General features: G+C 60.0%; 9 protein-coding genes. 4 read left to right on the top strand and 5 right to left on the bottom strand.

Going from position 1 to position 12,282, the window contains the following annotated elements; translation table 11 throughout:
* Positions 1-33: 33 nt before the first annotated feature.
* From CA51_RS09485 to CA51_RS09465, 5 genes are all read right to left on the bottom strand, one after another.
* On the bottom strand, positions 34-357 hold the full coding sequence (locus CA51_RS09485) for a hypothetical protein (protein WP_145119977.1): 324 nt from the start codon (positions 355-357) through the stop codon (positions 34-36).
* Positions 358-438: 81 nt separating this feature from the next.
* Complete coding sequence (locus CA51_RS09480) at positions 439-2,532, bottom strand: catalase (protein WP_145119975.1); 2,094 nt, start codon at positions 2,530-2,532, stop codon at positions 439-441.
* Between the two features lie 698 nt (positions 2,533-3,230).
* Positions 3,231-4,154: a 16S rRNA (cytosine(1402)-N(4))-methyltransferase RsmH gene (gene rsmH / locus CA51_RS09475; RefSeq protein WP_145119973.1), complete on the bottom strand. Its 924-nt coding sequence runs from the start codon at positions 4,152-4,154 to the stop codon at positions 3,231-3,233.
* Positions 4,155-4,898: 744 nt separating this feature from the next.
* A complete protein-coding gene (locus CA51_RS09470) occupies positions 4,899-6,011 on the bottom strand; it encodes a glycosyltransferase (protein WP_145119971.1) in 1,113 nt (370 codons plus the stop codon).
* A 964-nt stretch (positions 6,012-6,975) separates the two neighbouring features.
* A complete protein-coding gene (locus CA51_RS09465; protein WP_145119969.1) occupies positions 6,976-7,158 on the bottom strand; it encodes a hypothetical protein in 183 nt (60 codons plus the stop codon).
* A 36-nt stretch (positions 7,159-7,194) separates the two neighbouring features.
* Here CA51_RS09465 and CA51_RS09460 point away from each other — a divergent pair, with 36 nt between their 5' ends.
* From CA51_RS09460 to CA51_RS09445, 4 genes are all read left to right on the top strand, one after another.
* On the top strand, positions 7,195-7,983 hold the full coding sequence (locus CA51_RS09460) for a DUF5077 domain-containing protein (RefSeq protein WP_145119967.1): 789 nt from the start codon (positions 7,195-7,197) through the stop codon (positions 7,981-7,983).
* A gap of 170 nt (positions 7,984-8,153) precedes the next feature.
* On the top strand, positions 8,154-8,717 hold the full coding sequence (gene pyrE / locus CA51_RS09455; RefSeq protein ID WP_145119965.1) for an orotate phosphoribosyltransferase: 564 nt from the start codon (positions 8,154-8,156) through the stop codon (positions 8,715-8,717).
* A gap of 196 nt (positions 8,718-8,913) precedes the next feature.
* Positions 8,914-9,579: a DUF8091 domain-containing protein gene (locus tag CA51_RS09450; protein WP_145119963.1), complete on the top strand. Its 666-nt coding sequence runs from the start codon at positions 8,914-8,916 to the stop codon at positions 9,577-9,579.
* A 374-nt stretch (positions 9,580-9,953) separates the two neighbouring features.
* Positions 9,954-11,708, top strand: coding sequence for a GspE/PulE family protein (locus CA51_RS09445; protein WP_145119961.1), 1,755 nt, complete (start codon positions 9,954-9,956; stop codon positions 11,706-11,708).
* Positions 11,709-12,282: the final 574 nt, after the last annotated feature.

Here is a 12,282-nt window from a genome sequence, read left to right as displayed (position 1 = left end):
ACGAAAGCATAACGAGCCTTCCCGTTACCGCTATCAACACAGTTCATTCGACCTTCCCAACCACCAGTTTGCATAGGGCGTGTTGCGGATCATACAGCGATTGAAATCGGTGTCGTCGTCCCACCACGTCGGCCCCCGCTCTCCCAATGCACGCTTGGCCTTGTCGACCGACTGGCGTGCGGATTTTAACGCAACGTCGTCGGCCGCTTCTCGAGCCCGCTTCACCTCCCGACGCGCCGCCATCAATTCATCGACTAACAACTGCCGCTCGACCTCGGACAGGTGCGGATTGGTGCAGCGCCACAATCGCCCGCGAACTACAAAATAGCGACCGTCGGGCGTTCGTGGATGTCGCATCGGCAGAGAGTTTGACAACGGGAAAGAGAAGCTGACGGACGGCTGCCGTTCTGCAGCCTCGCGGCCGCTGGGGGCCAACGGTCACAACGTCCGCAATTGAGGTTCGCGGGCCCAGATCCGGTGTCGCTTCGCCTGTTTGATAAACTCGCTCAAGGTTGACGAATCGATCGAGATCACACCTTCATCGGCATCGGTAGCGACGGAAGCTTTCTCAAAGATCCCCGTCGCCGTGTCGGTGAAGCCGATGACTTTCAGATGCGCAAACGCATCGCGAACCCAGTTCACCGCTGCCGCTTCGCCAGCCAGCATCTCGGCATGATCTGCCGCCGGTGCAACGATGACGCAGTCGAACAGCACCGATGGTGCACCGGCGAGGAAGTCGTCGGTCGCCAGTTCCTTGCCGTCGCTGGTATGGATCGCACCGCGAGTCGGCGCGATCACCGCCAACGTTGCCCCTTCCTTCTTGGCGGCGGTAGCAATTGCGTCCAGCAGCTTCGCGTCGATCCCGTCGGTCGTCAGCAATCCGATCTTTTTGCCTTGCAAAGATTCGGGGGCGACCGAATACTGCGACAACGGCTTCGACGGTTGCACGTCGCGGACCGGCACCCGCGGCTGGATCGTATCGGCTTGCCCCGACATCCCCAGCTTCTCGGCAACCCGATCGCTCAGGCTTTGGTCGACGTTTGCCAGGTGCCCCAGCATCCTAGTGCGAATCTTCGACTCGTTGCATTTCCCCAACTCAAACGCAAACCCGCCAACGATGTGTCGCTGTTCGGGCTCGGTCATCGAGATCCAAAACAGTCGAGCTTGCGAATAGTGATCGGCGAAACTCTCCGGACGCAACCGCCGTTTCTCGCCCGCTTCGGCGGCGTGGTAGCTGTTGAAACCGGCCATCGCGTCTTCGCGAGGACTGCCATCGTCGAGACTGTTTGGCTCGTTGGCAACACGTCCCGTCGGCACCTCCATCTGCATATGCCCATCGCGTTGGAAGTTGGCAAACGGACACTTCGGCTTGTTGACTGGAATCTGATGAAAGTTGGGACTGCCCAGTCGCGACAGTTGCGTGTCGAGGTAGGAGAACAGTCGACCTTGCAGCAGCGGATCGTTGGAGAAATCGATCCCGGGGACCACGTGTGACGGGCAGAACGCCACCTGTTCGGTCTCGGCAAAGAAGTTGTCGACGTTTCGATCGAGAACCATCTTTCCCAACGGCGTCAGCGGAACCAGTTCTTCGGGGATCAGTTTGGTTGGATCGAGCACGTCGAAATCGAATTCGTTCGCCTGATCTTCGCTGAACACTTGAACCGACAGCTCCCATTCGGGATAGTTGCCCGACTCGATAGCGTTCCAGAAATCGCGGCGATGGAAATCGGGATCGGCGCCGGAGATCTTCATCGCCTCGTCCCAGATCACCGAGAAGGTTCCCAGCGTGGGACGCCAATGAAACTTGACGAACTGCGATTCCCCTTTCTTATTGATCATCCGAAACGTGTGGACGCCAAAACCTTCCATCATTCGAAACGATCGCGGGATCGCCCGGTCCGACATCACCCACATCAGCATGTGCATGCTTTCGGGATTCAAGGAGACAAAGTCCCAGAAGGTGTCGTGAGCCGATTGGGCTTGCGGGAAGTCGCGGTCGGGTGCTGGTTTGACGCTGTGGATCAAGTCGGGGAATTTGATTGCATCTTGGATGAAGAAGACCGGCATGTTGTTGCCGACCAGATCGTAGTTCCCTTCGCTGGTGTAGAACTTGACGGCAAAGCCGCGGACGTCGCGAGCGGTGTCGGGCGAACCGGCGCTGCCAGCGACCGTGGAGAAGCGGCAGAAGACCGGCGTCTTCGTCTCGGCGTCCTGTAGGAAAGCTGCCTTGGTCAGTTTGGCGTGAGATTTGTAGGCCTGAAAGTAACCATGAGCTGCGTAGCCGCGGGCGTGCACAACGCGTTCGGGAATCCGTTCGTGATCGAAATGCGTGATCTTCTCACGCATGATAAAGTCTTCGAGCAATTGCGGCCCACGCGGCCCAACCGACAGCGTGTTCTGATCGTCGGCGACGACTAAGCCCTGGTTTGTCGTCAGCGGTTGGTCCCCCTTCTTCGACCGTTGGTGCAACTCGCCCCCCTCGCCCCAGTGCCCCGTTTCCGCCGCCGCTTTTTGTGCCTTCTTCTTAGCCATAGTCTTCCTGCTCGAGTTGGTCTTAACGATGCAGGAGGTCTAGAACCTCCGCCGTGGATCGCGCTGTCGGGCTCAATGCAATTGATGTGCCAGAACGGGGAGGCTCCGCGCAAGCAAGCTTTTCCCACGACCCCAACGATCCCCCCGTCGCAGAAGGCGGTTTGCCGACCAAGCTGCTCGCTGACCGACCGAATGACGCCAGGGCCGTAGCGGAAGTCGACAACGGCCTGTTGCTTTAATCGCACGCGAACTTCTTGAATCAGCCGTTTGGGCGTTAGCCCCGGTTCAAGCACCGCTAAACCGGGGCTAACGCCCAAACGGCTGATTAAATCAACAGGCCGTCAAGAATTTCGATTTCTGGCAAGTAGCCACACACCGAAACTCTGGACGAATTTCGCCGCGAGGAGTTCCGTTACAAGCGCATCATCGACGCGCTGCGGTCGTTGCGGAATCGACAATCGATCCCCGAAGGGATCAAAGAAGGTAGCCGGAGGTCGTCGCGCAGCGGCGCACCTCCGGAATGCAGCGTCACGATGCGCGATGCTCCCGAAGGGATCGCAGATCGCTGTACGCCCCCGACGGGGGCGGCGATCGTTTCCGGCGTCGTATACCGGTGGTATTCGCTACGCTCCGGCCACCGGCTACCTTCTGGCATCCCTGCGGGATCGGGAGCGTGCCATCGACGCGCTGCGGGAGGCTTACCTCTTTACCGCCACTCGCAGCTTGGCGCTGCGGGCTCTGGGGTTCTCGGCGTTTTCGCGGTCCGATGCCAGGATCGGTTTGCGGGTTATGATTTCCAGATCGTCCGCTTCGCGAAATGCGTGTTTGACCAGCCGGTCTTCGAGCGAATGGAAACTGATGACTGCCAAGCGGCCGCCGGGGCGGAGGCAACCGGGGAGGTCTTCGAGCGATTGTTTGACGATCCGCAGTTCCTGATTGACGGCGATCCGCAGCGCTTGGAATGTTCGCGTCGCGGGATCGATGCGGTGGTTCTTGCCGCGCGGAACACAGCTGCGGACGAGCGATGCCAATTCGTCGGCTGTCTTGACCGCCCGCCGCTCTTTGCGTCGCTCGACGATCCGCCGCGCGATCCGGCGACTGCAACGCTCTTCGCCAAACTGATAGATCAGATCGGCGATCTCTTTTTCGGGCAGCCGCAACAGCAGATCGCTGGCCGCTTCGCCACAGGTCGGATCGAAGCGGAGATCCAAATCGCCATCGGTCTGGTAGCTGAAGCCGCGCGATGGGTCGTTTAATTGATCGCTCGACAGCCCCAGGTCTAACAGAATCCCGTCGACGCCATCGATCTCGAGCTCTTCCATCAGCTGCGGCAGACGATGGTAGCTGTCGTTGATCAGTTCGATCCGAGGCGACGGGTCGGACTCGATCGCGGGAAGCGAATCGCGCCACTGCGGACCGTATTGCTGAATCGCTCGCGGGTCGCGATCGAGGCCGATCAGCATTCCGCCGGGAGCGATCGCGGGAAGGATCAGCCGCGAGTGGCCGCCGCCGCCAAACGTCCCGTCGACAATCCGCTTGCCCGGGCTGAGGTCCAACGCCTCGATGACTTCCGAAGGGAGAACCGGCACGTGCATGCTGGTCGAAGAATCGGAATCGGGCATGAGAGATCTGGGGATGCGTTGGCGAAGGGAATGGGAACGGGCCGCGGCAAGGAGAGCAAAGCAAGCCTGACCGGGGCACGTCCATGTGCCCGAGTGGTCAAGACTTGCACGGCGGACAACCGTAGTTGTTCACCGTGCGATCGCGACTGTACACATCCTGTCTACAGTCCATGGACTCTTTCTTCAATACTCCAGAGGATGGTGATTCAAAGAATCCCCGTCGATCTGAACTATCGTGCCGTCAGCCAGTGGCCGTTGGCTGCGGCGAATGTCCGAATCCATGCAAGGCGTTCCTCGCGGAGGGAGGATCGTGGTGCGAAATGGCACCCCATGGACCCGAATTCGGATCGACTCGTCAAGTCGATTTATTCGTGCCTTCTAAGGCGTCATTCGCGATTGGTTCTTGTTTCTGTCGCGGCAGGTCGTGATTACACAGCCCGGCGCTCGTCCACCGCCAATCCTTGGTGTGTCCGTTGCCGTTTAGCATAATCTCTGATGCTCTTCCCGACAGGGTGATGTTCGCGTCTTGCAATCGATTTCGTCCCTTAAATGCGAGCGTAAGACCGGTTCCGTGAAGATCTTACGTCGCGATGCGTGACCACCACAGAATACCGATCCCCGCCCTGCGGTCAACCAAATCGCGTGAGAAAACAGCGAACCTGGAGAGTTGCTAGCAAACTTAGGTCATTACCTGACAAGCACTTCGGGACCGGGAACTTTTTTCGCCCCCGGCCGTCCCGCCGTTCAGGACGTTCCGCTGAGCCGGCCGTACAATTCCCAGTAGCGATCGACCATCGCGTCGACCGAAAATTCTGCGGATGCTCTAAGTCGATTGCTGTGCGACACTTGCGCTGCGAGCGAGGCGTCGTTGAGGAGGTGCGACAGCTGGCCGCAGAGCGAATCGGTGTCGCCAAAGCTGACGATCTGCGGCTCACCCCACTCTCCCAGCAGTTCCCTTACCCCCTCTGCGTCGGTAGCTAGCACCGGCATCCCCGCCGCCATCGCTTCCATCACCACATTAGGCATCCCCTCGTAACGGCTCGGCAGCACCAACAGACGGGCGGCGAGCATTAGTGGGGCGATATCGGCCTGCAACGGCAGATGGACCGCCCGGCCCGCCGGCAGCTTCGCCAGCGCCTCTTCGACCCGCGGCTGCCACGGCCCCGAACCGACGAGGACCAGCGCAGCCCGCCGGTTTTCAGCCAGGATTCGCGGCGCGGCTTCCAACAGCCAATCCGTTCCCTTTTGGGGATGCAGCCGGCCGACATACAAGATCACCTCGGCGGCGCGATCCAGCCCGAGGGTCTCCCAGTCGATCGGCTTCGCTTGGGCAAACCGCTGTGTGTCGACGCCGTTGGGGATCGTCAGCAGGGTCGTCGCCGATGTCGCCAGGTGCTGGGCGGCAAATTTCTCGACAGACTGGCTGACGCAGACGATCGCCTGCATCCGTCGCGCCGCCTGCCGCTCCAACCACAAGCGAGCGGAATTGGGTTGAGCGACTCGCACGCCGCCGACGCGGATCGGGATTCCAACCCGAGCCGCAGCCCAGGTGCCGACGACGTTGGCGTGGAATAAGAAGGTCTGCACCAGATCGGGGCGGTCGTCGCGGAACAGTCGCTTCAGCCGCGCGATCGCTTGCGGAACCGCCCACGTCGATCGGCAACCGAGCGAACGGACGTCGATCCCGGCATCCTGCAGTTGGCGGACCAATGCATCGTCCGGGGCCGATTCGGGCAACGCGTCCAAGGAGATCACTCGCACCGCGGCGCCTCGCCGTGCCAGTCCGATCGCCAACTGAGTCAACTGGCGCTCGGCTCCCCCGACAAACAATTCGGTAATCACCAGATCGATGCGCATCGCCACCTCCCTTTCCTATTAAATAGAAGCGTGCGAGTGGCGGCGAGTGGATGTTGAGCGGTGGTGCATCGAGGGTTGAGCATAGTAGCAATCAGGCGGCTGGGCAATGAGAACCGACCTGTCCCCTTCTCCGCCCCATACCATCCCGCCCATACCAGCACGAAGCGCAAGCGAGTGATCACAAATGCCCCCCATACCAGCACGAAGCGCAAGCGAGTGGTTTGCAAGCGAGTGGTTTGCAAGCGAGTGGTTTGCAAGCGAGTGGTTTGCAAGCGAGTGGTTTGCAAGCGAGTGGTTTGCAAGCGAGTGGTTCGCAAGCGAGTGATTTCACTAATCGCGTGATCCCAAGCCAACCGATCGCCCGATTCGCTGGGTGGAATCACTCGCCCGATTCGCCGGGTGGAATCACTCGCTTGCGCTTCGTGCTAGCATGGTCGCCTTTCGCTCCGCGAAAGTGTGTTGCCAGGGCCCGCGTCCTTTCGCGGAGCGAAAGGCGACCATCGGCAATGCCCGCACAAAACTGCAACCCGCGTTCACGCACCCCCTCGCCAAGGCCGACGATTGCAATACCAGCACGAAGCGCAAGCGAGTGATCACAAATGCCCACCCCATACCAGCACGAAGCGCAAGCGAGTGGTTCGCAAGCGAGTGATTTCACTAATCGCGTGATCCCAAGCCAATCACTCGCCCGATTCGCTGGGTGGAATCACTCGCTCAATTCGCTGGGTGGAATCACTCGCTTGCGCTTCGTGCTGGTATGGTCGCCTTTCGCTCCGCGAAAGTGCGTTGCCAGGGCCCGCGTCCTTTCGCGGAGCGAAAGGCGACCATCGGCAATGCCCGCACAAAACTGCAACCCGCGATCACGCCCCCCCGCGGCAAGGCCGACGATTGCAATACCAGCACGAAGCGCAAGCGAGTGATCACAAATGCCCACCCCATACCAGCACGAAGCGCAAGCGAGTGATCACACTCCATCGATTACCGGGTTCGCGGCCAAGATCACTCGCTTGCGCTTCGTGCTAGTATCGAATCCACTCGCTTGCGCTTCGTGCTGGTATTTTCTTTCATTCGAAGCACCACTTTCATCTGTTTCTTCGCCGGAGGTTTGCGTCGGCAGATCGGGCTGAGTAGCATTTTGCTGTTCCATGCGATTCTCCTCCCCCACAGGCAAACGAGCAAACCGATGAAGTCACTTCTGCGCAGCATCACGACGACGGCGGGCATTCTGATCACGGCGTGTTGCCTTCTGGGAGCCGACCCGGCGGAGCCGTCGCCGACGGTGACCGAGGAATCGTGGGGCGAGATCGTTTGGAAGCCGTCGTCGCTGGAGCTGCATGTCCAGTCGCTGCCGGAGGATCGCAAGATCTCGTTTCCGCGATTGAACAACCGGATGAAGAGTCTATATATGCAGGGAGAGAATCCGGAGCAGACGAAGCTGAAGTTCCGCCCGGAACCGAAGACCTGGGATATCACGTTCCCCAAAGATGTCGATCCGCAGGGGAAGGTTGTCGTTTTCGAAACGCTCGAACCGGTCCTGTTGGCTCGGCAGCCGCACCGGATCTTGCAATCGAAGGACGGTTCGTTCACGCTGGCGGCTCACCACGCGGCCACGCACGGCAAGCTGTTGCGATACGAACCGCAACCGCACAAGAACACCGTCGGTTATTGGGCCGATGCCAACGACTGGGCTCAGTGGCAATTGCACGTCTCGCAACCGATGGAGTTCCAGGTGGAAGTGCTGCAGGGTTGCGGCAAGGGGCACGGCGGCAGCACCGTCGCGATCGAGTTGGCTGGCAAGACGGTCCGCTTCGTCGTCGAGGACACCGGCCACTTCCAGAACTTCAAACCGCGGCAGATCGGCACGATCCGAGTCGATGCGGCCGGCGATTATTCGCTGGACTTGCGAGCGATCGAAAAAGTCAAAGGAGCCGTCTGTGACATCCGCCAAATCCGCCTGATTCCAACTCCGTAGAGTGCTCTCTGGACGGCCCGGCCAGGTGATGCAATCGGCTGGCCACTGGCGGGAAACGTTGGTCAAATCGCTGCAGCGGGTGATTTGGCGTGGTGCATATGGGCGAATGGCATTAAGCTGCCGAGTCGTCGAAACCACTCCCGATCCCCCGCAACTGATAGAACGAGCCCATGTCAGCTGAATACGACCGCGAAGCCCTCAAAGCCTTGTTGCGTGAATTTGCCTTGCAAACCGGAACCTTCACGCTGGCCAGTGGGAAAACCGCTTCTTATTACCTCGATTGCCGGCAGATCACGCTGCATCCGCAAGGTGCCAACCAGATCGCGGCGGGGATGCTGGCGATGTTGGGCGACCGCGTCAACCAGATTTCGGCAGTCGGTGGAATGGCGATCGGTGCCGATCCGATCACCGCGTCGATCGTCACGCTAGCCGGCCAGCAGGGATTGCCGCTGCGTGGATTTATGGTTCGCAAAGAACCAAAGGGCCACGGAGCCGGGCGGCAGGTCGAAGGGCCGGTTGCCGAGGGGCAGAGCGTCTATATCGTCGAGGACGTGATCACCAGTGGCGGCAGCGCGTTGCAGGCAGTCGACGCCGCGGAAGCCTTCGGTTTGAAGGTGCTCGGCGTCCTGGGAATCATCGACCGCCTAGCCGGTGGCGAAGCCAAGTTTGCCGAGCGTGGGTTGAAGCTGGAAACGCTGCTAACGATCCGCGACTTTGGCATCGAACCCGAATAACCGATCGCTCGATTTGCGTGTGGAATCATTAGCCCGATTTGCCGGGTGGAACCACTCGCTCGATTCGCCGGGTGGAATCACTCGCTTGCGCTTCGTGCTCGTATGGTCGCCTTTCGCTCCGCGAAAGTGCGTTACGGGCCCCACGCACTTTCGCGGAGCGAAAGGCGACCGTAAGACTCAATCCAAGGATGGAACGATGGAGACCTCGCTGCACCGAGCGATGAAATCGATGTACGCCGCGTCGGAAGCGGATACCGAGGTCCGGCTGGGCGACTACCGGATCGACGCGATCCGCGGCGATGAGTTGATCGAGATCCAGTTCGCCTCGCTCAGTGCAATCCGGCCCAAGATCCAGGCGCTGCTGAAACGGCACGACGTCCGGATCGTCAAACCGATCATCAACCGCCGTCGAATCGTCCGCCAGGCGACTGCGGAGGGGCCGGTTTTGGGGCGTCGGTTGAGCCCTAAACGGGGTGCGTTGCTGGAGATCTTCGACGAGCTTATCTATTTCACTCGCGTCTTTCCCCACCCGCGACTGACAATCGAAGTCCCGATGGTCAACGTCCAGCACTGGCGGTTGCCGCCGGATCGCCGCAAGCGACGGCGGCGAGGAAAGGACTACAGAACCAAAGACTACGTGCTCGAGAGCATCGAATCGACTCACGAATTGCGGACGACAGCCGACCTGCTGAACCTGATCGGCAGCGATCAACTGCCCCATCCCTTCGACACCGCCCAGTTGGCCGGGCACATCGAATGCCCTCGCGGGACAGCTCAACAGATCGCCTACTGCTTGCGGCAGACCGGGGCTCTGGATCCGTGCGGCAAGCGAGGCAACGCGATCCTGTATCGCGCCGCCTGATCGAGAGCGCGGGCCAGGTGCGTTGGCAGCCCGCGAAGCGGCTTCGCGCGGCGCTTGATCACGGCTGCGGGAACAAGATTGGCGGCCGGTGGGCGATGGTGCCGATCCTACTTTGGAAAACTGATTTACCCTCGAGAAAAACAACGCATCCTCTTGGGTTGTCCTCTGTACAATAGAAGACTGTTGTACAATTGCCGCAGCGCGGCGGTTCGTTTCGACGGACCACCAGGTCGCTCCCTCGGGGAGCCCTACGCAACATCAAACCCAAACAACCGACGGCTTCACGCTCGCTGCCCGCGAAATCAATTTCGGGGCGCTCGTCTCGACGCAGCTGCGCCGTCGCTCATCGGATCCGAAACGCTACGAGGGATTTCATGGCTGGTCCAAAACGCGACTTTACCGATCTATTGCTCCAGCGGGGCATCGTCAGTATCGACCAACTCAACGAGGCGCTGCAGGTCTCTCGCGACGCGGGGCTGCCGATCAGCGAAGCGCTCGACAAACTGGGCTACGCGACTCCCGAGGAATCGACCAAAGCCTTGGCCGACTTCCATAAACTCGAATACGTCAACCTCGGCGAGATTCGGATCGACGAAACGGTGATCGAATTGGTCCCCGAATCGGTCGCCCGCGAAAACAACGTCTTGCCTATCGGGGGGGACGAGAGCGTCCTGAAGGTCCTGATCAGCGACCCCTTCGATCTGGAGACGGTCGAAAAGCTGCGGTTTATCCTGAACCGGAAGGTCGAGACAGCGCTCGCTCCGAAAACCTCGATCCAAGAAGCGATCAACCGCTATTACGGGCAGGTCGAAGGTGAATCGGCCGACTCGATGTTGCAGGAGTTTACCGATACAGCGATCGACTTTACCGAGACCGAAGAGGATTCCGGGGCCGATGTCGACGAAGTCTTCGACGAGGCGAGCCCGCCGGTCGTTAAATTAGTTCACCTAATGATCGCCGAAGCTGTCCAGCTGCGTGCTTCGGATATCCACGTCGAGCCGTTCGAGGACCGGGTGCGAATTAGGTATCGGATCGACGGCCGGTTGGTCGAGCGAGACAGCCCCCCCCGCCGGATGCTGATGGCGCTGATGTCCCGCATTAAGATCCTCTCGAAGATCGACATCGCCGAAAAGCGGAAGCCGCAGGACGGGCGGATCAAGATCACGGTGGGGGACAAAGAACTCGATTTGCGGGTTAGCATCATCCCGACCAACCACGGCCAGTCGGCGGTTATGCGGCTGTTGGACCGCGACAACATCAAGGTCGGTATCCGCCAATTGGGCCTGGCCGAGCGCGACTTCCGCAACTTCCAATCGCTGATCAAACGGCCCAACGGAATCATCTTGGTTACCGGTCCGACGGGGTCGGGAAAAACGACAACACTCTACGCGTCGCTCAACGCGCTGAACCGCCCCGACCGCAAGATCATCACCGCCGAGGACCCCGTCGAATACTACCTGCAGGGGATCAACCAGTGCGAGGTCCGGCACAACATCGGACTCGATTTCGCACTCATCATTCGGGCGATGTTGCGTCAGGCACCGAACATCATCCTCGTCGGAGAAATGCGTGACAACGAGACCGCTTCGATGGGAATCCAGGCTTCTCTCACTGGACACTTGGTATTCAGTACTCTACACACGAACGATGCGCCCAGTGCTGCGACACGGATGATGGACATGGGTGTACCATCCTATCTGGTGGCGAGTAGCGTGATTGCGGTCCTCGCTCAGCGGCTTGTGCGGACGGTTTGCCCGCGATGTAAGACACGTTACAAGCCACCGGAGAGCCTGATCCGAGATGCTGGCATTCCGCCCGAATTGGTAAAGAAGGCGGAATTCGTTAAGGGCAAAGGATGCGCCCATTGCCAACGCAGCGGCTACCGCGGCCGGATCGGTATCTACGAACTGATGTTGGTCCGCAGCACGATCCGCGAGATGATGTTCCAGGCCCGCAGTTCGCAGGACATCCGCAAGGCGGCGATCGAAAACGGGATGACGACGCTGTACGCCGACGGCATCCGCAAGATCCTGCGGGGGATTACGACGTTTGAAGAGGTTTACCGCGTCGCCAAAAAGACCGAACAGGATCACTTGGCGATCCAGCAACTGCTGACCGAAGACCTCTAATCGCCCACTTTGCTAGCTCTTCCTGCGGCGGGACCTTCCGCCGCGATGGTGGCACAACAAGCCGCCGCGGCCGATCGCCGTCGCGGCTTTTTTCGTAGCCTCCCCCGCCGGAGCGGGCTCCTCGCCTCTCCGCAACAATGGCGGGGTATCTCGCATTACGCGACTTGGGACGTCTCTGCTGCCGGGGTTCGCCGAACAGGCTGGATCGAATTGTCGCAGCCGCTCCGAGGCGACTGTTGCCGGCGGCCGATCACGCGGCCAAATCTGGCTCAACAGGGCCCCTCGACGAGGCTCGGCGACGCGGTTCGGGGTTGCCGCCAGCAGAGGGGCGAGGGCCGCGAGAATCACTCCGAACTGCAATTTCGTTGTCTGCAGAGTGGTTGTTGGTGATAATACCCTCACAGCCGACGATGGCTGCTTATCTAAAAGCCAACAACTATTGATTCATTTCTCTGTTTGTCTTCCTTTTTATATCCCGACAATCAGACTCGAAATAATACCGGCGGTTCGGCACCGCAACCAACATCCAACGTTCAAACCGGATTTGTAAAGTTTTAGAGAGGCCCGTTGGGGG

The sequence above is a fragment of the Rosistilla oblonga genome, assembly GCF_007751715.1.
Classification (GTDB): domain Bacteria; phylum Planctomycetota; class Planctomycetia; order Pirellulales; family Pirellulaceae; genus Rosistilla; species Rosistilla oblonga.
Note: the sequence above shows the minus strand (reverse complement) of the source record. Positions and strands in the feature narration are given on the sequence as shown.